Origin of the sequence: Halomonas sp. SpR1 (genome assembly GCF_031010175.1) — a bacterium.
Classification (GTDB): Bacteria; Pseudomonadota; Gammaproteobacteria; order Pseudomonadales; family Halomonadaceae; genus Vreelandella.
In genome coordinates this window covers 14,499-40,856 of sequence record NZ_JAUAMB010000004.1, presented here as the reverse complement: position 1 = coordinate 40,856, position 26,358 = coordinate 14,499, and the positions used below count along the sequence as shown (strand labels likewise).

Genomic DNA, 26,358 nt, shown 5'->3' with positions numbered 1-26,358 from the left:
CAGAAGCCTTATTCAGGTAACCCATCGGGACACCTGATACAGTGTAAAAAGTAACCACAAACCATACATAGCGCGCGCTGACACGTCGCTTTGTCCGATAGTGCCGCGGCGCTTTTAGGATGTATATCAGTTTTTATCACCGTTAATACACTGAAAAGCGTGACGTTATGCGTCGATAGACAACTACCAGGGAATTGTTATGGCATCGCTGGGCCAGATGAGTGACTACGAGATACGTCTCATCCGTATTTTTAAGACAGTCGTTGAGTGCGGCGGCTTTACCGCAGCGGAAACCACGCTGGGCATTAGTCGCTCGGCCATTAGTCAGCACATGAACGACCTGGAGGGGCGGCTGGGCTTCTCGCTCTGCCAACGGGGGCGTGGCGGGTTTAGTTTAACCGAGGAGGGTAAAGAGATTTACCAGGCGGGATTAACGCTACTTACCGCGCTGGAAACCTTCAAAAGTGACGTTAACGCCCTGCATCAAACCATCAAGGGCGAGCTGAATATAGGCATTACCGATAACCTGGTGACACTGCCCGCCATGCATGTCACCAATGCATTGACGGAGCTTAGCGCGCCGGAACATGAGGTAACGCTACACATTCATATGGAGCCGTCTGACGCGGTCATCAGGGGTGTTATGGATGGCCACTTGCACGTCGGCGTCGTGCCTGCGGTGAACCTGCCCACCAGTTTAGAAGCGCGGCACCTGTATGATGAGCCATCCTACCTTTACTGCGCGGCAGGCCATCCGCTGTTTAATCAGCATGATGATATGCTCAGTTATGAGGAAATCGCCCAGCACGCAGCTATTTCGCCACGCTATCCGCTACCGGTTGAGGCGCGTCAGGCGCATGATGCGTTAAGCCTGCGCGCTTCGGCATCCGACCGCGAAGGCGCCGCCTTTTTGATTCTGACCGGGCGTTTTATCGGCTTTCTGCCTGAGCACGTCGCAGCACAGTGGGTGGCCGCAGGCAAGATGCGGGCGCTGCATACCAACACGCAACACTACCGCATCCCCTTTGTACTGATTACCCGTCATGACCGCCGCCCCAACCGCGTTGTTGATGCGTTCTTACGTTTCATCAAGAGCAGCTAATCCCAGGAAAATGAAGTCAGGCTGAACATTTAACGCTGCTTCATAGCCTCGCTGGCTATGACCGGTGCAGGCCCCACCTGTGACGAAGAAGACAGCACTTGGCTTGCGACAAAATAAATGATGGCCCCCAGCGCCGATCCGGTAAACCACCCGTAGTCGTAGAACCAGTTCATAGTGCCGGTTAACAGTGATAGCAAGGTAAGCGCCACAGGCACACCGAAGGCGATGAAACCGGCGATATTTACAGCAGGATAGGCATGGCTATCCATGTACAGGCTGGGTATATCCAAACGCTGCTTTTTAATCAGGAAGTAATCCACCGCCATAATGCCCGCAATGGGGCCCAACAGGCTGGAGTAACCCAGTAACCAGTTAGAGTACATCTGCTCAAGAGAAACCCCTGAAGGGATAACACCCGATTTTTGCAACAGGTCGTAGGCCATCAACAGCACACCCACAGCCCCCGTTAAAAGCACGCCGCGGGTCTGATTAATAAATTTGGGGGCTATATTTTGGAAATCGTTGGTGGGAGAGACGATATTAGCGGCCGTATTCGTAGAGAGGGTTGCGATAATAATCAACAGCATCGCTAGCACTACCCAGAAAGGGCTATTAATCATCCCAATCAGATTCACAGGATCAGCGATCGTTTGACCGACCAACGATTCAGAAGCAGCGGTTAGCACCACACCAAGCGCGGCAAAGAAAAACATCGTTAGCGGCAATCCAATCACCTGGCCAACAATCTGATCCTTTTGGCTTTTGGCAAAACGACTAAAATCGGGAATATTCAGCGATAGCGTGGCCCAAAAACCCACCATGGCGGTTAGGCCGGCGAAGAAATAACCGTAAACAGACGCCCCTTCAGGCCGTGATGGCGGCTGCGCCAGCAGCTCGGTCATCGACATATGCGGCCATGCCCACACCATCAGACCAAGCCCCACGGCAAGCAGCAGCGGCGCCGCCAGCGTCTCTAGCCATTTAATCGACTCTGCCCCACGAATCACCACGTAGAGATTCATCGCGCCGAAGACAAAAAAGCCGATCACTTCGCCGACGCCGCCCAGCGTTGCCCAGGCGGGTATCAATTCCAAGAGCAGCAGATGAATCGCCAACCCGCCAAACATGGTTTGAATACCAAACCAGCCGCAGCCCACCAAAGCGCGCACCAGACAGGGTACGTTAGAGCCTAAAATACCGAACGATGAGCGCAGCACGACCGGGAAGGGGATGCCAAACTTGGTTCCAGGAAAGGCGTTTAACGTAAGAGGAATCAACACGATCACATTGGCCAAGAGAATGGCGAATAGAGCCTCCCCCACGCTCAAGCCAAAGTAGGCAGTTAATACCCCACCTAGTGTGTAGGTGGGTACACAGATCGACATGCCTACCCACAGCGCCGCGATATTCCACTTGCTCCAAGTGCGCTCGCTGGCCTGGGTAGGCGCAATATCCTCATTAAAGCGCGCGCTATTGCGTACATCGTCCCCCACATCAAGCTCTATCAGTCCGCCTCGATCCACCATCTGAGAGGTTGTTTCGGTCATTTTATATCTCCTCAGCATTGCGTTGCCCATCACTCCCACGGTCAGTGGAGCTGTTCAAAAAGACGCTTAGAAATCATGGCTCTTAGAAATCATCGCTTTTAAAAACAAAGCAATAAGTGTGCCTGTCTACAAAAGCAGAACCACTAACTCTTTGATTAAAAAGCTGTCTTTATAGACAACAATCTTATTGTTAGCTTGTTACCTTTTCAGCCTATCCACCTCAAACAAAACCCGATTAAACAAAGCTAGATCAAAAAAAATATTTGCACCAATTTTAAACAAAAAAACACGTCACACATCCATTATAAACAAAATAACTATATGATTTTAAAATTAAAAACAGAAAATTCAAAACGGTGCAAGGGTTCACCAAAAAAGTGAATACCACTACCCAAAATAATAAAAACAAACAAACTCAAAGAGTTAAACACGATTTAACAAATCGCTATTAAAGACTTGCTAAAACCACCCTCCCAGCGCTACTTTCAACAAAAGCTGTCTATTTCGTCAGCTTTATAAAACTAGTTAAAAGCACACTACAAACATAGGCCACACACCCACAATAAGAGGGAGCGTCTCATGCAGAAGATGAAAATTGGGCTGATTCAGATGGGCCTGAAAACTAGCACTGATCTTGAACCTGAGGCTATTCGCGACGCCATGAACGAGGCCCACCTGCCGATGATTGAGCAAGCGGCTAAGCAAGGAGTGCAGGTGCTGTGCTTCCAGGAAGTGTTTAATCAGCCCTACTTTTGTCCTAGCCAGGACGGCAAGTGGTACGCCGCCGCTGAACGAGTACCGGAAGGCCCTACCTGTCAGATGATGCAGAAACTCGCCGCCGAGCACCGCATGGTCATTATCGTGCCGGTGTATGAAGAGACCGAAACCGGCGTTTACTACAACACCGCGGCCGTATTCGACGCCGACGGCAGCTACCTGGGTAAGTACCATAAAACCCATATCCCTCAAGTAGCCGGTTTTTGGGAGAAATTTTTCTTCAAGCCGGGCCAATCCAACTGGCCAGTGTTCGACACTGCCTACGGCAAAATAGGTGTATACATCTGCTATGACCGCCACTTCCCCGAAGGTTGGCGGGCGCTGGCACTCAACGGCGCCGAGGTGATCTTTAACCCCTCCGCCACCGTGGCCGGCCTTTCCCAATACCTGTGGGAGCTAGAACAGCCCGCTTCTGCCGCCGCCAACGGCTGCTTTATCGCTGCGATCAACCGCGTAGGCACTGAGGCACCCTGGAATATCGGCGACTTCTACGGCTCCAGCTACATAGTCAACCCCCGCGGCAAAATCGAAGCTCAGGCCAGCGAAACCGAAGACGAGCTGCTGGTTCACGAGATCGATTTGGACATGGTGCGGGAGGTACGCAACAACTGGCAGTTCTTCCGTGACCGCCGCCCGGAAACCTATACCCGCTTAACCGACGGCGAATGATTCTGCTGGCAACATACAGGAGCTAACGATGAGCTTATTAATCAAGGGCGGCACCGTCGTCACCCACGCTGATACCTATCGCGCAGACATACTGTGTGTCGACGGTAAAATCCACGCCATTGGCACCGATTTAGACCTCCCCGAAGGCTGCGAGATTGTTGATGCCAGCGAGCAACTGGTCATGCCCGGCGGTATTGATCCCCATACCCATATGCAGTTGCCGTTCATGGGCACCGTGGCCAGCGAGGATTTCTATACTGGCACCGCCGCAGCCCTGGCCGGGGGCACCACATCAATTATCGACTTCGTGATTCCCCAGCCGGGTCAGTCGCTGCTGGAAGCGTTTGAGACCTGGCAAGGTTGGGCGGAAAAAGCCGCCACCGATTTCGCCTTTCACGTGGCGATCACCTGGTGGGACGAGAGCGTCAGGGAGGAGATGGGCACCCTGGTGCGCGAACACGGCGTTAACAGCTTCAAACATTTTATGGCCTATAAAGGCGCCATCATGGCCACCGACGACATTTTAGTGGAGAGCTTTTCGCGCTGTCTGGAGCTGGGTGCGATCCCCACCGTTCACGCGGAAAATGGCGAGCTTGTGTACCACATGCAGCAGAAACTGCTCGCCCAGGGCATGACAGGGCCGGAAGCGCACCCTCTTTCCCGTCCGCCCCAGGTCGAAGGCGAGGCTGCCAGCCGGGCTATCCGCATTGCCAGCACCTTAGGCGCGCCGATCTACCTGGTACATGTCTCCACCAAGGACGCAGTGGATGAAATCGCCTACGCCCGCCAGCAGGGTCACCCGGTTTACGGCGAATGTTTAGCCGGGCACCTGCTCATCGATGATAGCGTCTACCAAGATACTGACTGGGGCCGTGCCGCCGCCCACGTGATGAGCCCCCCCTTCCGCCCCAAAGGGCATCAAGAAGCCCTCTGGCACGGCCTGCAATCAGGCAATCTGCAAACCACCGCCACCGACCACTGCTGTTTCTGCGCCGATCAGAAAGCCGCAGGCAAAGACGACTTCACCAAAATTCCCAACGGCACCGCCGGGGTCGAGGATCGACTGGCCGTGCTATGGGATGAAGGCGTTAACACCGGCAAACTCTCGCCCCAGGAATTCGTCGCACTGACATCGACCAACACAGCCAAGATTTTCAACCTCTACCCCCGCAAGGGGGCGATTCAGGTGGGATCTGATGCGGATATCGTGGTGTGGGATCCCAACGGCACCCGGACTATTTCTGCCGAAACCCATCACCAGAACGTTGACTTCAATATTTTCGAGGGCAAAACAGTACGCGGCATCGCCCGCCACACCATCAGCCACGGTAAGTGGGTATGGCGGGACGGAGACCTCCGCGCCGAGCGCGGTGCGGGCCGCTATATAGAGCGCCCCGCCTATCCCGGCGTTTTCGAGTTACTGGCTAAGCGCGCCGAGCTGAATGCGCCTGTTGCAGTAACGCGCTAACCCAAAGCCTGCGCCCTAAAAGAATAACAGGAGAAACGACCGTGACTCATTCACTTGATCATCTACTCAGCGCAAAAGAGGTCGGCACCTACGACCCGCAGACGCTGGAAAGCAATTTTAGCGACCTACATCCGCCGCTTACCCCGCGCCAGGCGATGATTGAAAGCCAGCGCTGCCTTTACTGCTTTGATGCGCCCTGTGTCGAGGCGTGCCCCTCGGATATCGACATCCCGAGCTTTATCCGTCAGATCAGCGAAAACAATATCAACGGCGCGGCGGAAACCATTCTGGAAGCCAACATTCTAGGCGGCAGCTGCGCCCGGGTATGCCCCACTGAAATCCTCTGTGAGCGCAGCTGCGTGCGCAACCACGACGCCGAGTGCCAGCCGGTGTTGATTGGTTTGCTACAACGCTACGCCACGGATCATATGCAGTTCGCTAGCCACCCCTTTAAGCGTTCCGCCAGCACAGGCCGTCATATTGCCGTGGTAGGTGCCGGGCCGGCGGGGCTCTCCTGCGCTCACCGCCTCGCGATGTTGGGCCACCAGGTGACGATTTTTGAAGCTGAACAGAAGCCTGGGGGGCTAAACGAATACGGCATCGCCCGCTACAAAATGACCGATGACTTCGCCCGCAAGGAGGTGGAGTTTTTATTAGAGATCGGCGGCATCGACATCCAGTATGGCCAGCGCCTAGGCGATAACCTGGCACTTGCCACGTTGCACCAGCAGTACGACAGCGTGTTTCTTGGTTTAGGCCTGGGCACCAGCCGCGCCTTGGGGCTAACCGGGGAAGCAGCTCCCGGTTTGATGCCTGCCGTGGACTACATCAAGGCCCTGCGCCAAGCCGACGACCTGAGCAGCCTTGCGGTAGCCAAACGCTGCCTTGTAATCGGCGCGGGCAATACCGCTATCGATATGGCCACCCAAATGGCTCGACTGGGGGCCAACGAAGTAACGCTGGTCTACCGTCGCGGCGTTGATGCGATGTCCGCCACCGACCATGAGCAGGAGATCGCCAAGGCCAACGGTGTGCGTATGGTCACCTGGGCGCAGCCCGACGAGATTCTGCTGGATGACCAGGGCCGTGTAGCGGGCATGCGCTTTGCCAAGACCCACGAGCAAGCGGGCGGCTTAACTACCACTGGGGAAACTTTCGAGGTTGCCGCTGACGCCATCTTTAAAGCCATCGGCCAGGGCTTCGATGGTGAAAGCCTTAGCGATGCCACCGCCGCCGAGCTCGCTCGCGACGGCGAACGCATTTACGTGGATGACATGTTACGTACCTCGTTGCCCAATGTGTATGCCGGTGGCGACTGCATAAAACCCGGCCAAGATCTTACCGTTCAGGCCGTGCAGCACGGCAAGCTGGCCGCCCACGCCATTCATCAAGCGCTTGCCGCCAAACAGGAGGCCGCATGAACACAACATCTTTCCCCCCGCTCTCTTTTCCAGGCAAGAAAAATAGCGGCGACAGTGTGGTTAATGGCGTTGATCTATCAGTAAATTTCGCCGGTATCCGAGCCCCCAATCCGTTCTGGTTGGCCTCCGCCCCGCCCACCGATAAAGCCTATAACGTGGTGCGCGCCTATGAAGCGGGCTGGGGCGGCGTAGTATGGAAAACCCTCGGCGAAGAGCCGCCGGCGGTGAACGTCTCTTCGCGGTATTCAGCCCACTACGGCAAAAACCGCGAGGTGATTGGCTTTAATAATATCGAGCTAATTACCGACCGTTCGCTGGAGATCAATCTTAAAGAGATCACCCAGGTGAAGAAGGATTGGCCCGACCGGGCGCTGATCGTCTCCATTATGGTGCCCTGCAACGAGGAGGCCTGGGCGTATATTCTGCCACTGGTGGAAGCCACCGGCGCGGATGGCATCGAGCTCAACCTGGGCTGCCCCCACGGCATGCCGGAACGCGGTATGGGGGCGGCGGTAGGCCAAAACCCTAATCTGATCGAGAAAGTCACCTACTGGTGTAAGAAGCACTACTCCAAGCCGGTGATTGTAAAACTCACCCCTAACATTACCGATATTCGCGTGGGAGCACAGGCAGCGCTGCGCGGCGGTGCCGATGCGGTCTCGCTGATCAACACCATCAACTCAATCACCAGTATCGACCTGGACAATATGGTCGCCAAACCCACCGTGGGCCACCAGAGCACCCACGGCGGCTACTGCGGCAGCGCCGTCAAACCCATTGCCATGAACATGGTGGCGGAAATTGCCCGCGACCCAGCAACGCCAACGCTGCCTATTTCCGGCATCGGAGGTATCTCCACTTGGCGGGATGCGGCGGAATTTATCGCTCTCGGCGCGGGTAGCGTACAGGTGTGCACGGCGGCGATGCTCAACGGCTTCCGCATTGTAGAAGAGATGAAGGACGGCCTTTCCCGTTGGATGGCGGAAAAGGGCTACGACTCCATTGAGGCGTTTTCCCGCAAGGCGATACCGCAAACCACCGATTGGAAACACCTGGATATCAACTTCAAGACCATTGCCAAGATCGATCAGGATCTGTGCATCGAGTGTGGCCGCTGCTATATCGCCTGCGAGGATACCTCGCACCAGTCGATTGCCAAGCTCACTGAACAAGGCGGCGCACGGCGTTATGAGGTGATCGAAGAGGAGTGCGTGGGTTGTAACCTATGCCAGATCACTTGCCCGGTTGAAAACTGCATCACCATGGTGCCCCAGGAAACAGGGCAACCCTTCCTGGCCTGGGATAACGACCCGCGTAATCCTTTCCGCGTAGCCTCATAAACGCATAACGCTTTACCCACCGCCCTCATTGCTTGAGGGCGGTCGCATTTTCCGCAACGTACTGTTCCTTCTATACAGTGGCAACACACCACTCTTTCCTTGAGAATATGAGAAAATATCGCATATAGAATATTTTCTCATGAAAGGAAACCCCATGAAGCTGACTACCCTCCCTAAAACTGCACTTATCTCAGCAACGGTACTTTTGGCAACAGCCAGCGCCGCTAGCGCCGACCACCGTATCGCCACTTTCGACCTGGGCAGTCTGGATACCCTCGATGCACTAGGTTTAAACGAACATGTGGTTGGTGTGCCAAAAGCCAGCCTGCCCACCTATCTAGAGCACTACGCAAGCGATGAGTACACTGATATCGGCGGCCTACGCTCGCCAGATATGGAGGCCATCAGTGCAAGCGAGCCGAGCCTGATTCTCTATACCGGTCGCCAGGGAGAGTGGGAAGCCGAGCTTGGAGACATTGCGCCACTGCTCAACACCAGCCTGCAGGGCGATGACTACTTAGCGGCTTTTGACACTAACGTACGCGAACTAGCTGGCCGCCTAGAAGTGGAAAGCGAGGCTGAAGAAGCGCTTGAAACATTGCACGCTAAGATTAATGCCCAGCGCAAAGCGCTAAGCGATGCCCCTCACACCCTGGTGGTGACCCACAACGGGGGCAACTTGATGTTGAACCAGCATCCAGTGGTACACGAGGTACTGGGAGTAAGCGCACTTGAGATGCCCGACAGCGTAAGTTCAGAAACCCGCGGTACCCGGACGTTTACGCCCCTTTCCGCTGAAGCGATTGGTGAGATTAATCCAGAGATCGTACTTGTGGTTGACCGCAGCGCCGCGATTGGCGATGAGCCTGCCGATGCCGATGCGTTGACGCAAGCGTTGTCAGTCGCCGGAGCTGAAAACGCGCGGGTTGTGATGCTGACACCCGCGCTGTGGTACCTATCCGGCGGTGGTCTGCAGAGCCTGGCGCTGCAGATCAAAGAAGTGTCAGCGGCATTAACATCGACCGCTGACTAAGCGCTGCCTGATAATACTCCTTCGCGCTACCCCCTCGTACAACGGCGTCTGAGGGGGTAACGCCGCCCAAGTAGCGAGAGCCGTCAGCTTAAAAAGCTTCCCAATCGTCTTCGACGCTACTCTTGGCCTGGCTGCTGGCTTGAGTACGCGACGCAGGCCTCAAAAGCGGCTGTTGAGATGAATGCTGTGAAGAGTGCTGTAGCGAATGTCTGGACGAGGTTAGTGGGGCCTGCTGCGTGCGGGTCTCGCCCTCCGCTAAACGGAAGGCCGAGACAACGCTTTCAAGCCGCGCCGCCTGCTCTTCCAGTGAGCTTGCTGCAGAAGAGGCTTCTTGAACCAACGCTGCGTTCTGCTGAGTCACCTCATCCATCTGGGCTACTGCCTGGTTGACCTGCTCAATGCCCGAGCTCTGCTCCTGAGATGCCGCCGAAATTTCATCCATGATATCGGTCACGCGGCGCACAGAGGCCACCACTTCGCGCATGGTTTCTCCTGCGCTTTCGACTAATGCCGACCCCTCTTTCACCTGGGTTGATGAGGCATCAATCAGTGCCTTGATCTCTTTTGCCGCATCGGCGCTGCGACTTGCCAGGTTACGCACTTCGCTGGCCACCACGGCAAAACCACGCCCTTGTTCACCTGCCCGCGCCGCTTCCACCGAGGCATTGAGCGCCAAAATATTGGTCTGAAAGGCGATAGAGTCGATAACGCTGATGATATCGGCCACTTTTTGTGAACTGCTGGAAATACCGTGCATGGTGGTAATGACTTTCTCAACGACTTCGCCACCATTGCTGGCAGTGCTTGAGGCATCATTTGCCAACTGGCTCGCCTGACGGGCGTTATCGGCATTCTGTTTAACAGTAGCGGTTAACTGCTCCATGCTGGCGGCGGTTTCCTGCAGCGAAGCAGCCTGTTGTTCGGTACGCGATGATAGATCCGCGTTGCCACTGGCAATTTCACGCGCGCCGATATGAATCGAGCCGCTGCTATCGCGCACTTCCGAAACCGTTTTGGCCAAGCCGCTCTGCATATGCTGCATAGCGCTAAACAGCTTACCTATCTCGTTACGACCCCGGTCACTGACTTTGCCTGAGAGATCATTTTTAGCGATACGCTCAAAGTGCAACACTGCTTCGTTCAGCGGTTTTACGATAGAGCCCACCATGGCGATGCGAACAAAAAGAACTATTAGCGCGGCAACCAAAAGCACAGCTATGTCGATATAACCAATCAACTGCATATCGCTTTCATACTCGGTAACCATTAAATGGTTTTGTTCAGCTGCGTAGTCATTGTAGGCAATAACTGCCCCTATTAACTGCTCATTTAGATCGCTAACCGTCGACCTAGCAGCACTAAATTGAGCTTCATTTCCAGTCTGGACTATTTCTGATAGCGGTATAATTCCCCGTTGCATCAAGGTCTCAAAATTTGCAATCACCGTTTCAGCGAGCGCTGAGCTTGGGCTGGTTGCTTCAAACTCTGCAAAATAATCTTGAGCAGCCTGTTGGTTAGTTTGCGCCCGCTCTACGTATGCACGAGCAGAACTGGTATCACCTTTCTGTGCCGCATCGAAGCTGTTGATATAAAAAAGCTGCGTATAGGCGGTAGATTGCTGACTGCGGCCCAGCGCCAAGGTGCGATCAGCTGAGACATCTAACTTTTCTAACGAAGCGCTTCCCTCTTCCCCCGCACGGTGACCGAGAAAAGCAATTATTAGTATTAATATTGAAAAAATAGCGAGCATGAGTGTCAAACTCATTTTCACTGAGACATTACTAAGTAGTCGGTTCATGGTAAGAGCCTCGCTTCCTGAGCATTTATGCTCCGGCTTCGTTTAAGTTAAGAGAGGGGACTCATCGACTCCTATGTCATTAGAAGTAATCAAGCCACCTTTTGGTTACTTGATATTACAACCCCCACTCAAACTAAAACATCGAGTTCATACTTTTTAACAATTCACCTATTTGCACGCTAACTACTGTCTAAAGAAATTAATGTCTTATAAAGATTCGCGCGGGAGATTTCTCACCCGCGCGCTAGGTTTTGCTTTCAGTCTATGCCGTTTTTATTTTGCATAACTGCAGCTAAGCTATTGAAAGCTAAATAAAGCCTGAGGCCTAGAAAGCTTCCCAATCCTGGTCAGCGCTATTGGCTTTTTGACTACGCGGTGCTGGCCGCACAAGCGCGGGCTGTCGTTGAGGAGATTGCTGAAGGAATTGCTGGGGCGAGGTGCGCGGAGCGTGTTGCGTAGGGCTCCCGTCTTCCGCTAAACGGAAGGCCGAGACAACGCTTTCAAGCCGCGCCGCCTGCTCTTCCAGTGAGCTTGCCGCAGAAGAGGCCTCTTGAACCAGGGCCGCGTTCTGCTGGGTCACTTCATCCATCTGGGCGACCGCCTGGTTGACCTGCTCAATGCCCGAGCTCTGCTCCTGAGATGCCGCCGAAATTTCATCCATGATATCGGTCACGCGGCGCACAGAGGCAACCACCTCGCGCATGGTTTCCCCGGCGCTCTCGACCAATACGGAGCCCTCTTTCACCTGGGTGGATGACGCTTCGATCAACGTCTTGATCTCCTTGGCCGCATCCGCACTACGGCTAGCCAAGTTACGCACTTCGCTGGCCACAACCGCAAAGCCACGACCCTGTTCGCCCGCCCGCGCTGCCTCTACCGAGGCATTGAGCGCCAAAATATTGGTTTGAAAGGCGATAGAGTCGATAACACTAATAATATCCGACACCTTTTGTGAACTGCCTGAGATGCCATGCATGGTACTAATCACTCGCTCAACCACGTCGCCGCCGTTACTGGCCGTGCTGGAGGCATCGTTAGCTAACTGGCTGGCCTGGCGGGCGTTATCGGCATTCTGTTTAACGGTAGCAGTTAACTGCTCCATGCTGGCGGCGGTTTCTTGCAGCGAGGCGGCCTGCTGCTCGGTGCGGGACGATAGATCCGCATTGCCGCTGGCAATTTCACGCGCGCCGATATGAATCGAGCCGCTGCTATTACGTACTTCCAACACCGTTTTGGCTAAGCCGCTCTGCATATCCTGCATAGCGCTAAACAGCTTGCCGATTTCGTTGCGGCCACGGTCATTTACCTGCCCAGAAAGGTCATTTTGAGCAATACGTTGAAAGTGTGCGACAGCTTCGTTGAGCGGTTTTACAATCGATCCCACCATAGCGATGCGAACAAATAGAACCATTAACGCTGCAAGTATCAACACGGCGATATCGATATAGCCGATCAGTTGCATATCACTTTCATAGTCAGCAATCATTAGCCTATTTTGCTGCGCCATGTAATCGTTGTAGGCCGTTCCCGCTTCTATGAACTGCTGGTTTAAATCACTGGCAGTCTCTCTTGCGCTGCGAAACTGATCTTCATCACCGGCTGCCAACGCCACTTCCTGGGGCAACAACCCCTGTTCCGTCAAGTTCTGGAAATCGGCCAGCAAGGTTTCCACAAGGGGCGTCTGAACAGCGATTGACTCAAATTGCGAAAAGTACTCCTGAGCTGCCCGGTACATTTCCTGTGCTTCAGTCAGGTAATCGCGCGCTGCGCGATTATCTCCCTCATAAGCCGCGACATAGCTGTTCACATAAAAAAGTTGAGCGTTCGCCACTGATAACTGCCCCCGATTAACTGACCGCATTTGGTCTGCTGCACGGTCGACCTCTCTAAGCGACAAGCTACCCTCTTCTCCGCCTCGATAACCGAGAAAAGCAATGATGATTATTAATAGTGAAAAAATGACCAAAACAAGCGTTAAGCTCATTTTAATTGAGATATTACTAAGCATGCGATTCATTATGCGGGACTGCTCCAGGGTTTAGATTAGTTATTGGTAATTTATGTAATCTAGCTAGAGACATTCCAGCGATGTTAGACTAAATTAAATCGACCGTTTTATTTCCATCAAATACCTTATCGGCCCACAGGCTAAAGACTTTAGTCTAATATGAAAAGCATTTTCATTAATGGAAATAGAAACTATTTGCAGGCAGTATTAAATGGCGGACGCATTGAATATCGGCAGATATAGCACCGAGATCATGCAAGACATATCGGTGAAAAGAATATCTTAGCCGTGGATTGTTAAGGCCACGGCTAAGATGAAGGGAGTCATCTCACGTTATTTATCAGGGTGTATGCGAACTTTGTAGAGCACGCAGTAAACCACTGGTAGTACCACAAGGGTTAACAGCGTGGCTACGCCCAGGCCACCAATCAGTGCGACCGCCATGCTGGCGAAGAAGGCGTCGCTGATCAGCGGGATCATCCCCAGCATGGTGGTCAGCGCAGCCATCGCTACCGGCCGAACACGACTAACCGCCGCCCGCACCACTGCATGGTAGCGATCTTGGTGCAGTGGCAACTGCACGTTGATCTCCTCCACCAGAACGATGGCATTTTTGATCACCATACCGATCAGGCTTAGCGTGCCCAGCAGCGCCATAAACGAGAAGGGCAACCCGGTAAGCAACAGCGCCCCCACTACGCCAATAATCGTCAGCGGAACCAGCGACCAAATGGCCAGTGGCTGGCGGAAGTTATTGAACAGCACCACGGTAAGAATAAACATCATCACGATGCCCAGCGGCAGTGAAGCGAATAACCCACTTTGCGCTTCGCCTGCGGTCTCGTATTCACCGCCCCACTCCAACCGATAACCTGAGGGTAGATCCAACGCTTCCACGTGCGGGCGGATCTCGGCCAGTACGCTGGCGGCGGTCACCCCACTTAGCGGATCCGGCTCGCCGTACACCGCCAGCATGCGTTCACGATTGCGGCGCATAATCAGCGGGTCGGCCACCTGGGTGGTGATATCGCTGATCACTTGATCGGCGGTGATATAGCGGCTTTGCTCGTTGCTCCACACGTTAAGTGAGCCAAGGTTATCCACATCGTGACGCTGCTCTGGAATTGCCCGCGCTACTATCGGTATCAGGTCGCTGCCATCGCGATATACACCCACTTGGCTGCCGCTGGTACTTAGGGCAAGGGTGCTGGCCAGGTCTTCACGGGAGACACCCAGCCTGCGTGCGGTATCCTCCAAAAACACCGGCTCGATCGCCTGCACGCGGTTGCGCCAACTGGTGCGCACACTGGTCATGTTCGGTGTCTCGCGGAACATGGCCTCAACCTGATCGCCCAACTGGCGTAGCACCGCTGGGTCGCTGCCATAGAAACGCGCTTCCAGTTTGGCTTTCGGCGCGGGGCCCACTTCCAATGGGGCGATTTTATAGTCGATATCGCTATGGTCGCGCTCAAGTACTTGCTCAACGTCGGCCATGCGGTCGTGCTGGGTCGCTTTTTCATCGGTTTCGACAATCAACTGCGCATAGCTTGCGTAGCGGTCTTCCGGCGAGTAAGTAAGGGTAAAGCGCTGCGCCCCACCGCCCACGGTGGTGGTCAGGTGACGAACGCCCTCCATTGCCATCACGCTCTCTTCCAACTCGCTAACGCGGCGCTGGGTTTCGAGGATATCCGTGCCTTCCGGCGTGCGGTAATCGACAAAAAAGATCGGCGTATTCGAGGCCGGGAAGAAGGCATTTTTAACCGAGCCAAAGCCCACCACCGCACCCGCTAATATCGCCACCATTAACGCCAAGGTTAACCAGCGCCAACGAATACCGGCGATAATCACGCGGCCTACAAACCGATAAACCACGCCTTTGTAGGGATCCTCCTGACCATCGCCGGGGGCCACATTGCGGAAAAACAGCTTGAAATAGAACGGCGTTAACGTCAGCGCCGTGATCCAGCTCAACAGTAGCGAGTAGAGCAGCACGAAAAATAGCGAACCGATAAACTCACCGGTGGTGTCGGGCGACAAACCAATGGGCGCAAAGGCGGCAATCGCGATCAGCGTGGCTGCCAGCAGAGGCCAGGCGTTTTGGCGAATCACCTGGTGCGCCGAATCGCGAATAGTATTACCGCGCTTTAACCCCACCAGCATGCCTTCGGTGACCACAATGGCGTTATCCACCAGCATACCAAGGGCAATGATCAGCGCACCCAGCGAGATTTTCTCCAGCTGCAGCCCGTGAAAGCGCATCAGCATAAAGGTGCCGATAATAGTGATCAGCAGAATAAAGCCCATTAACAGCCCGCTGCGCCACCCCATAAACAGCATCAGCACAACGATCACGATGGCCACCGCCTGGATCAAGCTGACCAGGAAACCGGATACCGCGTCATCGACCACCTGGGGCTGGTTGTAAACGACGTTCAGCTCCATGCCCAGCGGCGTGCGGTTTTGCAGTTCATCCAAACGCTGTTCTAGCCGTTCACCCACCTCGACAACGTTAACGCCGCTTTCAAAGGAGACGCCCAGCGAGATTGCCGGCCTGCCCATATCGCGATAAAGCTGCTGGGGCTGTTCCGCCAGCTCGCGGCTCACATTGGCAATATCGCTCAGCCGCACCAGTTCGCCGTCACCCTCGCTGACAATCAGCGCGCGCAGGTCTTCAATATTCGCGGCACTGCCTATTGGTGTAATACGAAAACGGCGGCCATCCTGTATAAGATGCCCGGCATCGGCCACCGCGTTCTGGGTCTCAAGCAACTGCTGTAGTCGAGAAAGGGGAATATTGAGTGCACGTAGGCGTTCGCGATCAACTTCGATATAGATGCGCTCTTCGTGCTCACCGCTTAGCGACACTTTCGCGACGCCCTCCACCAGAGCGAGCTCACGCTTGAGAAAATCAGCGTGGTCAGCCAAATCCGGCATGCTATAGCCGTCGCCGGTCAGGTTGACCATAAAGCCAAATACATCGCCAAAGTCGTCATTAACGCGGGATTGACTCGCCCCGGGCGGAAGTGCGGCCTGGGCGTCCTGTACTTTACGGCGCAGCGAATCCCACAGTTGCTGCAACTCTTCGTTTTGCACCGTGCTTTCAAGCTCGACGGTAATCTGCGAGAGGCCATCAGAGCTTACCGAACTAATACGCTTAATCGATGACATCTCTTGGATCGACTCTTCCAGGGTCGAGGTGACTTCCTGTTCGACCTCTTCAGGCGTCGCTCCAGGGTACTGCGTGGTGATAAGCGCATTGCGAATGGTAAATTCGGGGAATTCCAGCTGGCCCATGCCTAAAAACGATAGCGCGCCGCCGGCCAGCAGCACCACCGTCATTAAATAGCTGGCCGCGCGGTGGCGTAGAAAGTAGTCGACCATATTATAGCCCCTGCTCTTTTTCCCACGGTGTCACCTGGGTGTCCGCATTTAAACGGTGGGCGCCAGCGGCCACAATGCGATCCCCCGCCGCCAACTCTCCGCTGACTTCAAGGCCGTTTGAGGTTAATCGACCGACCTCCACCGGTACCGCTTCAACGTTTTCCGGCTCGACGAATCGCCATACCTGGGCCTGGTCGGGATCATCACCGGCATAGCTCACCGCCTCAGCGGGCAGGTGCCACAGCGGGGCGCTATTGTCGGTTTGCAGCGAGCTTAAATCCAACCGCACGTTGGCGCTCATGCCATCCAACAGGGTGATATCGTCCGGCTGGGGAAGCGTAAGGGTGACTTCATATGCCAAGCTCTGCGCGCTGGCTTGGGTGGTGTAAGAGGCAAGCTGGGCGAGATAGGGTTTGTCGCTATTGCCAAAGCGCACTTCGAATGCCAACGCATCACCGAAGGGCGTTTCATTGCTTCGTGGTATGCGCTGTACGATCTGCTCGGGCAGATGAAACACCACATCCAACTGTCCTGGCTGCTGGATCACCGCGACCGTTTCCTGTACCTGAACTATCTGGCGGTTATCCACCGGTACTTGGGCAATCACACCGTCGTAAGGGGCGCGTAGTTTTGTATGCTCGACCTGCTCCTGGGCCTGCTCAAAAGTGGCTCGGGCGGCCCGCCACTCACTCTCCGACTCATCAAACCGGGATTGGCTGATCGCCCCGCGCTGCAGGGTATAGCGCATGCGTTCCAGCGTTGCCTCGGCTAGCTCCAAGCGCGAGCGGGCGCTGTCAAGCTCACTTTGCGCATTGCGATCATCAATCCGCGCGATCACCTCCCCCTCGCTCACCCGCTGGCCGGGACTGACATTGAGCGCCAACAGTTCCCCGGCCATACGAAATGATAAATTGCTGCGCGTAGAGGCTTCCACCCGCGCCGGAAACTGCCGCAAGGCGGCGGTACTTGCCGACTGCAATGTCAGCAACTTGACTGGCCGTGTTGGATCAGTTGACTGCGCCTGGGGTTGCTCGCAACCCGTTAGCACGAGCAGGGCCAGTAGGATGGGTAATGAACGGAGAAGTGTAACGGCCACGAGGTGCTCCTTGGGGGTCTATACCGCTTTCCAAAACTGACGTAAAAAACTAAAGTAGGGTAGTATATATTTCACTGACATTCACGAATGTCAGTGAAATATATAATAATCACCAGTTGGCGACTTTGCTATCCATCACTGCCAAAATACCGCTACTTTTATTAATAGGAGCCGCTATGTCCCGACGTAAGGCCGACGCTGAACGTACCCGAGAAACTATTCTGGACGCGGCAGAGACCACTTTTTTAGCCCAAGGCGTTTCACGTACCACCTTGGCGCACATCGCCCAGGCAGCAGGCGTGACACGAGGAGCCATTTATTGGCACTTTGAAGACAAAGCAGCACTTTTTGATGCGCTGCTGGAGCGAGTACGCGTTCCACTTGACGAAATTGTTGGTGATGCCGTTCAACGGCTAGGAGATTCGCCGGTAGACTGCCTTCGCGCTATCGCCCAAGGTCTGCTGGCAACCATTTGCTATAACATACCGCTACAGCGGGCGGCGACAATTGTCCTGCACCGCTGTGAGAAATTGGAAGAGGAACACCCTCGAATCTGCATGATCACGCGCCTTTCTGATCATGTCGAAATGCAGATAGAGCAGTTGTTTGAAGAAGCCCGAATAGCCGGAGCCCTACGCAAAGGCATCACACCAGCTAGCGCCCGCCGCCAGCTTCATGGCTTTTTGATTGGGGTCTGCTTTGACTGGCTACAAGACCCCGAGCAGTATTCCCTGTCCGATGACAGCGAGGGTATCGTCGAAACATTAATGCGTGGTTTATTTAACTCTTAAGCCGTATAACCCTAGTTAAACCTTAACGATTTGTTAAGCAAAGGCACTTAAAATATTGTTTCCAAATTAATGGCGAGGAGTTATTTCCTCTGCAGTTATTGCGCTTACCACGCTTAATCTCCGGCGATGTCGCGAGGGGCGATAAAGTGCTCAGCCAATACGCTGCTCATCGGTACATTAAGCGTAATGTCTTTGCCAGGAATAGGTTGCTGAAACCATCGCTCGTAAAGCAACGGCATTTCCGGACTGGTATAAATATGCTCAAGAGCCTTATTCACCTCAGCTGCAAAGGCATCGTCGCCCAATCGCATCAAAAAACCGAGTGGTTCTGTCGACGTAATGGCTTCTTCGGAAAGCGCATACGCATCAGGATGCTCAGACTCAGCAATCATTGTGCTCAGTAATATATCATCCATCGCGAAGGCCGCTACGCGCCCATCAGCAACTAAGTCAAACGCTTCCTGCAGTGTGTCGACTGGCACGACCGACAAGTTCAGTTGCCGTTCTCGATTGACCTGGTTGATCTGACTGACATTGACGGTGCCCCTAGCTACACTCACGCTTCGCCCGGCCAAGTCCTCCAAGGTGGTAAATCCATTCTCTTTCAGCGCCACATAATGCACCGAGACAAAGAAATGACTCAGTGCAAATTGCGCGCTCTGCCGTCGCTCTTGGGTATTAGTACTGGCATTACACTCAATATCGATATCGCCGTTATTAAGCAGTTGCACCCGGTTACTGGGTGTACGATACACATAGGCTATATCAAGAGAAGGCAGTCCTAACTGCACTTGCAGCTGCTTCACTAAGCGTTGGCAAATATCGATAGAGTAACCGACGACGTTACCCTGATCATCTAAATAAGAGAATGGTGCTGTATCACCATAGCCAACCTTTAACACGCCGGTTGCTTTTATGCGTTCAAGCGAATCGATAGGTGTCGTTGCATGCGCTGCCTCTCCACCAAGCATCATTACCAGCAAACCACACCACCCAAGCAATAAACTTCGGCGCATAACACACCTCCTCTACTCTATGTACTGCTCAGGGTTGGCGAAAATAGCGGCAAGCGCTGGCGTTAGCGGCAAATTCAATACCCGGTTGTCGGGAGGAAGTGGCTGCAAAAACCATTTTTCATAAAGAGTGTGGATAGTGTCACTCTGATAAATGTTACGCAGTTCCTTATTGACCAGCTCAACAAAAATAGGGTCATCAGGCGGCATCATTAAGCCATAGGGCTCGGCACTACTCAGTGTTGCCTGAGAGATATGAAAGGCGGCAGGATCAGTGGCCGATGACACTAACCCTGCCAGCAAAATCTCATCCATCACAAACGCGGATGCCTGCCCCGAAGCTACCATATCGAAGGCTTCTTCATGGTTACGACTGAGCATCACCGATATATTTAGCCCCTCGGTGCGATTAAGCTCGTTAAGCTGGGCAATATTGATTGTGCCCGTGGTTGATACCACGCTGCGACCCGCCAAATCCTGCAAACTGTCCATATGCTGTTCAGCGAGAGATACATAACGCGTTGCGGTCAGAAAATGAGGGTATGTAAAAGCGGCTTGGCGGCGACGTTCAGGGGTATTGGTGGTCACCCCGCACTCGATATCCACTTCGCCATTGCGCACTAATATAAATCGATTGGCAGGCGTTACCGGCACATAAGCTACCTTGAGCTCATCTAGGCTCAATGTTTCTTTCAGACCTTTGATCACGTTTAGGCAAAGGTCGATCGCGTAGCCTGTAGGTTGATCGTTAACCAAGTAAGAGAAGGGGATTTCGCCGGAGCGATGGCCGACAGCAATCTCGCCAGTCGACGCAATACGCGACAAAGTCGGTGAAGAGGCTACCCGCTCATCACTAGCGGCAGCACCTTGCCACATCGCACTACTCAGCAGTACCGCTATCAGCCACTTCATAGGCTTCTTACCTTTGTTCAGTGATCCCGGAATCCATCGTCATCCCTGCAGCATAGAGCATATAGCGATCACGCCCTTTCGCCTTGGCCGCATAGAGTGCCAAGTCAGCGTGACGTAGCAGGTCATGGCTACTACGGCCATCCACTGGCGCGGTTGCAATGCCCACACTCACGCCAATATTAATTTCCTGGTTATTAAACTGATACGGTTCTCGTAGAGTGGACACAATCGCTTCTGCCAGCGCTTTGGCCTCATTGGTGGCACTTCGCACGACGCGTTGAATGATGGCAAACTCATCGCCCCCAAGGCGCGCCACCAAATCATTGTGGGTAAGTAGCCCCTGCACTCGCTGACTGACTTCAACTAACAGAGCATCACCCGCCGCGTGACCAAGGCTATCGTTCACTGCTTTAAAATGGTCAAGATCAAACAGCATGACATTAAATACGTCGCCTTGAAGCAGTGAATTCACCGCAGTTTTTAAAGCATTATTGAGTTGTACGCGATTGGGCAACTTGGTCAGCTCATCATGATGAGCAAGATGCTGAAAGCGGAGCGCTTCGTCTTTAACTTCAAGTAAGTGTTCACGCTCAATGACTTTTTTACGAAGCGCATCTATGGCCTTCGCCATACGACCGATTTCATCGTTTCGATCAGTATAAGGTGTGCTGTCAGCAGTATGATTTTTAGCGATTTCGGTGAGCGACCTAATTAATACCGGCACAGGGGTAAATAACTGACGCATTAAAATAGTGACTAACAGGGCTGTTGCGATCAACACCACCAGCAGCGCTATAAATGCTTTGCTGATCAGATCATTACGCATCTGATACAACCCTTCTTTCTGGCCTATAGTGGCGACTAGAACACCTAACAGTTGGCCATCGGGAGTAACAATGGGCAGCGAACTAATAAAATGCTCTTCACCACCAATGTTGGCAAATCCAACATAAAAATCAGCGGCATCCGCTTTTGTTTGCCATGTATCTACCGTCAAGCTGGCTGATGTGTCTGATGGCGTATTAAGCGCATCTGCCACTACGGTGAGAGCCCCCTCTGATGCCTTCGCGAACAGCCACACATTGTTACGCGTTTGAGCACTTGCCAGCGCCAATACATCAATTGGGCTAAACCCGGTTTCCAGAACCGACTCTTCATCGCCAATCGGGCGCTGGGAAATGATATGCGTGACTTGGCCGGTCTCATCTGTCTTAACTGCCACAGACGTATAAATACGCCTAATAGTCGCACTCACTATCTGAGCGTTCACCTGCGCTTCGCGCAACCACTGCTCCCGAGCCCCACGCTCAACCATAAAAAAACCCGACGCTGCCCCCGTTAGATATGCAAACAGCACGCCTAGCAGCATAAACATCACCACCTTACCCACCAGGGTGTGATGCCAAGGAAGTTTAGCCGCAGGCAGTGAAGCACTCCTATACTGGGGTTCTGGCATCTACTCCGGTTCCTTCATGGCTATAGCTGTAGCAGGCCTATACAGGCTTAATCGCAGTGAGCGATCATTTCATTAGCAAACAAGTTTTTTTGACCACTGTTTTATTCGGCAAACGTACACAAACAATTAGGTTTTATTTACTAAAGTACCATTAAAATGAGTTGATATGTCTTAAAAAAATGACAAGACCAATCATTCTTAACTACCTGCGATTCTGGCATATCTCTTGCTTTATAAATAGCTAACAGGTTCGCTTATTTATGTTAGGAGAGCGTGATGCAGACGTCAGATTATCCTCTTAGTGAAGTCCCTACCAGCGACCGCAAGGGCCTACTTTCTACCTCGGCAGTACTGCTTGGCTTTACGTTTTTCACCGCCACCATGTGGGCGGGCGGCACGCTAGGCCAAGCCTTTCCGATTGGCCAACTGCTATGGGTCATCGTGATTGGCAACTTGCTGCTGGGAATGTATGCGGCGGCACTTGCTTATATCGCTTGTCAAAGCGGGCTCAATTCAGTGCTGATGGGGCGCTTCTGCTTTGGCGAGAAGGGTAGCAAACTCTCTGACTTTATTCTCGGTTTCACCCAAATCGGCTGGTATGCATGGGGCACCGCCACTATTGCGCTAGTGTTAGTGCGCACCACCGGGATGCCTGAATGGCTGGAAATCCCCTTAATGGTGCTATTTGGGTTCGGCTTCTGCGTGACGGCCATGATTGGCTATAAAGGTATGGACTGGCTATCGCGCTTTGCCGTCCCCGCCATGATGCTGTTTATCCTGATCAGTCTGTTTACTGGGCTGGTGGATGTGCGTGGCTTCGCGGGACTGAGCCAGCAAATGCCGACAGAGAGCATGAGCGTGGCGGCAGCGATTACCGTCATTATTGGCACCTTTATCAGCGGCGGCACCCAAGCCACCAACTGGAGCCGCTTCGCCAAGACGCCGAAGATTGCCGTCATCGCGACCATGGCAGCTTTTTTTGTGGGCAATGGTTTAATGGTGCTCACAGGCGCCCTGGGCACCATGATTTACCAGCAGGCGGATATCGTGGATGTATTGATCGCTCAGGGCTTTGTCACCATCGCCGTGCTGATGCTGTTCCTGAATATCTGGACAACCCAGGACAACACCATCTACAACTTCGCCGTGGCGGGCTGTAATTTGCTGCGCACCGAAAAGCGCCGCCTGGTGACCGTGGGCGGCGCAGCGATTGGCACCGTTCTGGCGGTAGGTGGTATGTATAACTTACTCATCCCGTTTCTAGTGTTACTCGGCACCTTTATACCGCCCATGGGCGGGGTGATCATGGCGGACTTTTGGCTCAAGCATAAAGGCCGCTACCCTGCGCTTGCGTCCGCGGCATTACCCGATTTCAATCGTCGCGGATTAGCTGCTTATGCTATCGGTGCAGGCGCTGCCTATTTTTCCCCGTTACTCCCCCCACTGGTGGGTGTGGCGGTGGCCGCAGGAAGCTATGCCGTGCTGCTGCGCCTAAAGCACGCTACGCTGGGTGATAGCCTTCCATCCACTGCCAAATAATAAGTGAGCTGTTTTTTATATGAGCATGCAGATTATTAACGCCCGTTTGCGCCAGCGCCCTGAGCTTTACCGTATTGAGATTGATAACGGCACGTTCACGTCGATTACTGTGCAAGACGCGCCGCAAACAGCGAGCGAAGGGCAGATTGATGCGGGCGCCAAGCTCGTTTGTGCACCCTTTATTGAGCCGCATATTCATCTGGATGCCGCACTCACCGCAGGCGAGCCCAGCTGGAACCAGAGCGGCACGCTATTCGAAGGTATTGAGCGCTGGAGCGAGCGTAAGCCCATGCTCACCGAAGCCGATATTCGCGAGCGGGCACTTAAAACCTTGAACCTGCTGATCAGCAATGGCGTGCAGTTTGTGCGCACCCATGCTGATACCAGTGACCCGAGCCTGATCGGCATCAAAACCCTGTGCGCCTTGCGCGATGAGCTAAAGGATAAAATCGACATTCAAGTGGTCGCCTTTCCGCAGGATGGCCTGCTCTCTTACCCCGGGGGCGACAAGCTGCTGGAAGAGGCGCTGGAAATTGGCGCCGATGTGGTCGGCGGCATTCCCCACTTCGAGTACACCCGTGAGCTGGGCGTGGCCTCCATGAAGCGGGTCATCGAGCTGGCGATCAAGTACGACCGTTTGGTGGATGTGCACTGTGACGAGATTGATGACCCCAACTCGCGCTTTCTCGAAGTACTCGCCTGCGAAGCGCTGTTTAATGGTATGGGAAGCCGCGTGACCGCCAGCCACACCACGGCGATGCACTCCTACGACAACGCCTACTGCTCCAAGCTATTTCTGCTGCTCAAGCGCTCGGGCATTAACTTTGTTTCGTGCCCCACCGAAAGCATCCACCTGCAAGGACGCTTTGACAGCTACCCGAAACGGCGCGGCGTGACCCGCGTTAAGGAGCTAAACGCAGCGGGTATTAATGTCTGTTTTGCCGAGGACTCCATCTTCGACCCCTGGTACTCGCTAGGTAACGGCAAGCTGCTACGCACACTCGATTTTGGCCTGCATATCTGCCAGATGATGGGCTATCAGGATTTCAGTCAGGCGCTTTCGCTGATCACCGATAACAGCGCGCGCACGCTGAATATCGAAGCGCGTTATGGCATTGAGGTAGGCAAACCCGCCAGCTTCAACCTGCTGGAAGGCGAGGACGACTACAGCGTACTGCGCACCCAGGGCGAAGTACTGCTTTCGGTGCGCCATGGCGAAATCATCATGCAGCGCGAGCCAGCCAAGATGACGACACCCCAGTGGCTTGGATAATCTATCGAAGGCACGCTACATTAATGATTTAATCATGTTAGGGGCTATTTATGGGCATAGAGACCGTTCGCCAGTTTTTTGCCGAGCACGCGCCGGATGTAAACATCGAAGTGCTTGAAACCAGCACCGCCACGGTGCAGCTTGCCGCAGACGCTCTCGACGTCGCCCCTGGGCAAATTGCCAAAACCCTGGCATTCAAAGTCGGTGAAAAGCCGCTGCTCATCGTGGCGAGCGGCAATGCGCGAATCGACAACCGCAAAATTCGCGACACCTTCGGCGGTAAGGCTAAAATGCTCGATGCTGAAACCGTAATGGAACTCACCAGCCACCCGGTCGGCGGCGTTTGCCCCTTCGGCCTCGCCACAAACCTGCCGGTTTACTGCGATGAGTCGCTCCACGCCTATGACGAAGTCCTCCCTGCGGCGGGCTCATCCAATAGCGCCGTACGCCTAAGTCCCAAGCGACTGGCCGAGCTAGTCAATGCAGAATGGGTGGATGTGTGTAGGTTGCCAGAGAGTGATTACTTACTCAGCTCTCAAGCCAACGCCAAACATTTAGAGACCTCAATTGAGCAATACCATTCTGGGCAAACAAAACAATGCCCATTAATGGATGAGCAGCAGTTTAAGAATCGGTAGTTCTCAATCCAGTTCTCCGCCTTTAACTGAGCAGCTTACGTTTCAACAAATCGCTTATTATTCATCATGCCTTCAAAACAGAAGCTCGCTTAATTTAAAATACGAAGCGAGCTAACACCCACACGCTACAGGCACTGCATTCAACAAGCTTCCCTGTGGCGTACCTGTTTGGATGGGGTGTTGATCTCGACGCCAAAAATCCAACCCTCCGAGCAACTCTTTTACCTGCAGCCCAGCACTTGCCATCTTCCAAGCACCTTTGGTTGAGCCATTGCAGCCAATGCCATCGCAGTAAGCGATATAGACCAACGTATTATCTAGTTCAGCCAAGCGCTCTGGTGTCATTTCCTTGTGCGGTAGACTTACCGCCCCAGGAATATGTCCGGCACAGTAGTGTTCAAAACTGCGGGTATCGATCACGACAATGTCGCTAATGCCATTAGCCAAGTCCTGCGCCACATCCCAGGCATCGGTGTGATAACAAAGCTTGTCGTACATCGCGGTGGCCATCGAGGCAGGCTTTACAGGAGGAAATGCCAGCACTGCAGATTGATGCTCATTGCTCATCGTTTTCCCCTTATTTCATGTCCAGCAAATAACCATAAAACGCGGTATTGCGTTGCCAGCCCAGTGACTCATAAAGGTATTGGGCACGTTCGTTCTCTACCTGGGTCATGAGTATCAAGCGCGCTACGCCATGATCGTGGGCTAACTGGGTGGCGGCTTCCATTAACGCTCGTCCTGTGCCTTTTTCACGGCAGTCGGGTAGTACGAAAAGATCATTCAGCGTCCAGCGCGCATTTAAACCCACCGTGGAAACACCAGGGTAGAGCTGAACAAAACCGGTAAGTGCACCTTCGCTGTTTTCACTCACCAAAATAAACGAGTCCCCGAGTCCCATGCGCTGGTGTAGAAAGTCACGCGCCGCCTGAATATCACTCTGTTGTTCATAAAACTGGCGATAGCCATCGAGTAATGCACTAAGAGGTTCTAAGTCACTGAGTACTGCCGAACGAATGTTAGTCATAACGGATGCTCCTTGAGTGTGGTGATTAACCCCAGCTTGCCGCTATAGTGGTCTACGATAAAGAGCCAC

Annotated in this window: 20 protein-coding genes; 10 read left to right on the top strand and 10 right to left on the bottom strand. The window is 53.7% G+C overall.

What is annotated here, in order from left to right:
• Positions 1 to 199: 199 nt before the first annotated feature.
• Complete coding sequence (locus tag QT231_RS04470) at positions 200 to 1,102, top strand: LysR family transcriptional regulator (protein ID WP_308335724.1); 903 nt, start codon at positions 200 to 202, stop codon at positions 1,100 to 1,102.
• 29 nt (positions 1,103 to 1,131) lie between these two features.
• Here the strand turns inward: QT231_RS04470 and QT231_RS04465 are convergent, their stop codons facing one another.
• Complete coding sequence (locus tag QT231_RS04465; protein WP_308335723.1) at positions 1,132 to 2,649, bottom strand: NCS1 family nucleobase:cation symporter-1; 1,518 nt, start codon at positions 2,647 to 2,649, stop codon at positions 1,132 to 1,134.
• A gap of 579 nt (positions 2,650 to 3,228) precedes the next feature.
• Between QT231_RS04465 and QT231_RS04460 the strand changes: the two genes are divergently transcribed.
• The 5 genes from QT231_RS04460 (at position 3,229) to QT231_RS04440 (ending at position 9,357) form a co-directional block, all read left to right on the top strand.
• Positions 3,229 to 4,095: a nitrilase-related carbon-nitrogen hydrolase gene (locus tag QT231_RS04460; protein WP_308335722.1), complete on the top strand. Its 867-nt coding sequence runs from the start codon at positions 3,229 to 3,231 to the stop codon at positions 4,093 to 4,095.
• A gap of 28 nt (positions 4,096 to 4,123) precedes the next feature.
• Positions 4,124 to 5,563: a dihydropyrimidinase gene (gene hydA / locus QT231_RS04455; RefSeq protein WP_308335721.1), complete on the top strand. Its 1,440-nt coding sequence runs from the start codon at positions 4,124 to 4,126 to the stop codon at positions 5,561 to 5,563.
• A 41-nt stretch (positions 5,564 to 5,604) separates the two neighbouring features.
• Complete coding sequence (locus tag QT231_RS04450; protein WP_308335720.1) at positions 5,605 to 6,984, top strand: NAD(P)-dependent oxidoreductase; 1,380 nt, start codon at positions 5,605 to 5,607, stop codon at positions 6,982 to 6,984.
• The gene (preA, locus tag QT231_RS04445) at positions 6,981 to 8,324 is read left to right on the top strand and encodes an NAD-dependent dihydropyrimidine dehydrogenase subunit PreA (protein ID WP_308335719.1); all 1,344 of its coding nucleotides are present in this window, start codon (positions 6,981 to 6,983) and stop codon (positions 8,322 to 8,324) included. The genes QT231_RS04450 and preA overlap by 4 nt, the downstream gene beginning before the upstream one ends.
• Before the next feature lie 154 nt (positions 8,325 to 8,478).
• Positions 8,479 to 9,357, top strand: coding sequence for an ABC transporter substrate-binding protein (locus tag QT231_RS04440; RefSeq protein ID WP_308335718.1), 879 nt, complete (start codon positions 8,479 to 8,481; stop codon positions 9,355 to 9,357).
• Positions 9,358 to 9,445: 88 nt separating this feature from the next.
• Here the strand turns inward: QT231_RS04440 and QT231_RS04435 are convergent, their stop codons facing one another.
• The 4 genes from QT231_RS04435 to QT231_RS04420 all read right to left on the bottom strand — a co-directional run bounded on the left by QT231_RS04435 (position 9,446) and on the right by QT231_RS04420 (position 17,640).
• The gene (locus QT231_RS04435) at positions 9,446 to 11,155 is read right to left on the bottom strand and encodes a methyl-accepting chemotaxis protein (protein ID WP_308335717.1); all 1,710 of its coding nucleotides are present in this window, start codon (positions 11,153 to 11,155) and stop codon (positions 9,446 to 9,448) included.
• Between the two features lie 325 nt (positions 11,156 to 11,480).
• Positions 11,481 to 13,172: a methyl-accepting chemotaxis protein gene (locus QT231_RS04430; protein ID WP_374694375.1), complete on the bottom strand. Its 1,692-nt coding sequence runs from the start codon at positions 13,170 to 13,172 to the stop codon at positions 11,481 to 11,483.
• 324 nt (positions 13,173 to 13,496) lie between these two features.
• The gene (locus QT231_RS04425; RefSeq protein WP_308335716.1) at positions 13,497 to 16,544 is read right to left on the bottom strand and encodes an efflux RND transporter permease subunit; all 3,048 of its coding nucleotides are present in this window, start codon (positions 16,542 to 16,544) and stop codon (positions 13,497 to 13,499) included.
• Between the two features lies 1 nt (position 16,545).
• The gene (locus QT231_RS04420) at positions 16,546 to 17,640 is read right to left on the bottom strand and encodes an efflux RND transporter periplasmic adaptor subunit (protein ID WP_308335715.1); all 1,095 of its coding nucleotides are present in this window, start codon (positions 17,638 to 17,640) and stop codon (positions 16,546 to 16,548) included.
• 176 nt (positions 17,641 to 17,816) lie between these two features.
• On the opposite strand from QT231_RS04420, the gene QT231_RS04415 reads away from it, so the two are divergent.
• Positions 17,817 to 18,431 carry a TetR family transcriptional regulator gene (locus QT231_RS04415; protein ID WP_308335714.1) on the top strand — a complete coding sequence of 205 codons (615 nt, stop codon included), beginning with the start codon at positions 17,817 to 17,819 and terminating at the stop codon, positions 18,429 to 18,431.
• A 113-nt stretch (positions 18,432 to 18,544) separates the two neighbouring features.
• Here the strand turns inward: QT231_RS04415 and QT231_RS04410 are convergent, their stop codons facing one another.
• The 3 genes from QT231_RS04410 to QT231_RS04400 are packed head-to-tail and all read right to left on the bottom strand — an operon-like array spanning position 18,545 to position 21,812.
• A complete protein-coding gene (locus tag QT231_RS04410; protein WP_308335713.1) occupies positions 18,545 to 19,447 on the bottom strand; it encodes an amino acid ABC transporter substrate-binding protein in 903 nt (300 codons plus the stop codon).
• Between the two features lie 12 nt (positions 19,448 to 19,459).
• Positions 19,460 to 20,356, bottom strand: coding sequence for an amino acid ABC transporter substrate-binding protein (locus QT231_RS04405; protein ID WP_308335712.1), 897 nt, complete (start codon positions 20,354 to 20,356; stop codon positions 19,460 to 19,462).
• A gap of 7 nt (positions 20,357 to 20,363) precedes the next feature.
• Positions 20,364 to 21,812, bottom strand: coding sequence for a diguanylate cyclase domain-containing protein (locus QT231_RS04400; RefSeq protein ID WP_308335711.1), 1,449 nt, complete (start codon positions 21,810 to 21,812; stop codon positions 20,364 to 20,366).
• 276 nt (positions 21,813 to 22,088) lie between these two features.
• Between QT231_RS04400 and codB the strand changes: the two genes are divergently transcribed.
• From codB to QT231_RS04385, 3 genes are read left to right on the top strand one after another with little or no spacing between them, the layout of a single operon-like run.
• Positions 22,089 to 23,351, top strand: coding sequence for a cytosine permease (gene codB / locus QT231_RS04395; RefSeq protein WP_308335710.1), 1,263 nt, complete (start codon positions 22,089 to 22,091; stop codon positions 23,349 to 23,351).
• Between the two features lie 19 nt (positions 23,352 to 23,370).
• Positions 23,371 to 24,624 carry a cytosine deaminase gene (codA, locus tag QT231_RS04390; protein ID WP_308335709.1) on the top strand — a complete coding sequence of 418 codons (1,254 nt, stop codon included), beginning with the start codon at positions 23,371 to 23,373 and terminating at the stop codon, positions 24,622 to 24,624.
• A gap of 50 nt (positions 24,625 to 24,674) precedes the next feature.
• Entirely contained in the window at positions 24,675 to 25,262 is a 588-nt protein-coding gene (locus QT231_RS04385; RefSeq protein WP_308335708.1) for a YbaK/EbsC family protein, read from the top strand.
• A 111-nt stretch (positions 25,263 to 25,373) separates the two neighbouring features.
• Here QT231_RS04385 and QT231_RS04380 read toward each other — a convergent pair whose 3' ends face one another.
• Positions 25,374 to 25,829 (bottom strand): rhodanese-like domain-containing protein, encoded by a 456-nt coding sequence (locus QT231_RS04380; RefSeq protein WP_308335707.1) that lies wholly within the window; start codon positions 25,827 to 25,829, stop codon positions 25,374 to 25,376.
• Positions 25,830 to 25,839: 10 nt separating this feature from the next.
• Positions 25,840 to 26,289 (bottom strand): GNAT family N-acetyltransferase, encoded by a 450-nt coding sequence (locus tag QT231_RS04375; protein WP_308335706.1) that lies wholly within the window; start codon positions 26,287 to 26,289, stop codon positions 25,840 to 25,842.
• Positions 26,290 to 26,358 lie beyond the last annotated feature (69 nt).

Coding starts and splice junctions, on each gene's coding strand:
- QT231_RS04470 (WP_308335724.1), top strand. CDS start 200: ATGGCATCGCTGGGCCAGATGAGTGACTACGAGATACGTCTCATCCGT.
- QT231_RS04465 (WP_308335723.1), bottom strand. CDS start 2,649: ATGACCGAAACAACCTCTCAGATGGTGGATCGAGGCGGACTGATAGAG.
- QT231_RS04460 (WP_308335722.1), top strand. CDS start 3,229: ATGCAGAAGATGAAAATTGGGCTGATTCAGATGGGCCTGAAAACTAGC.
- hydA (WP_308335721.1), top strand. CDS start 4,124: ATGAGCTTATTAATCAAGGGCGGCACCGTCGTCACCCACGCTGATACC.
- preA (WP_308335719.1), top strand. CDS start 6,981: ATGAACACAACATCTTTCCCCCCGCTCTCTTTTCCAGGCAAGAAAAAT.
- QT231_RS04440 (WP_308335718.1), top strand. CDS start 8,479: ATGAAGCTGACTACCCTCCCTAAAACTGCACTTATCTCAGCAACGGTA.
- QT231_RS04435 (WP_308335717.1), bottom strand. CDS start 11,155: ATGAACCGACTACTTAGTAATGTCTCAGTGAAAATGAGTTTGACACTC.
- QT231_RS04430 (WP_374694375.1), bottom strand. CDS start 13,172: ATGAATCGCATGCTTAGTAATATCTCAATTAAAATGAGCTTAACGCTT.
- QT231_RS04425 (WP_308335716.1), bottom strand. CDS start 16,544: ATGGTCGACTACTTTCTACGCCACCGCGCGGCCAGCTATTTAATGACG.
- QT231_RS04415 (WP_308335714.1), top strand. CDS start 17,817: ATGTCCCGACGTAAGGCCGACGCTGAACGTACCCGAGAAACTATTCTG.
- QT231_RS04410 (WP_308335713.1), bottom strand. CDS start 19,447: ATGCGCCGAAGTTTATTGCTTGGGTGGTGTGGTTTGCTGGTAATGATG.
- QT231_RS04405 (WP_308335712.1), bottom strand. CDS start 20,356: ATGAAGTGGCTGATAGCGGTACTGCTGAGTAGTGCGATGTGGCAAGGT.
- QT231_RS04400 (WP_308335711.1), bottom strand. CDS start 21,812: ATGCCAGAACCCCAGTATAGGAGTGCTTCACTGCCTGCGGCTAAACTT.
- codB (WP_308335710.1), top strand. CDS start 22,089: ATGCAGACGTCAGATTATCCTCTTAGTGAAGTCCCTACCAGCGACCGC.
- codA (WP_308335709.1), top strand. CDS start 23,371: ATGAGCATGCAGATTATTAACGCCCGTTTGCGCCAGCGCCCTGAGCTT.
- QT231_RS04385 (WP_308335708.1), top strand. CDS start 24,675: ATGGGCATAGAGACCGTTCGCCAGTTTTTTGCCGAGCACGCGCCGGAT.
- QT231_RS04380 (WP_308335707.1), bottom strand. CDS start 25,829: ATGAGCAATGAGCATCAATCTGCAGTGCTGGCATTTCCTCCTGTAAAG.
- QT231_RS04375 (WP_308335706.1), bottom strand. CDS start 26,289: ATGACTAACATTCGTTCGGCAGTACTCAGTGACTTAGAACCTCTTAGT.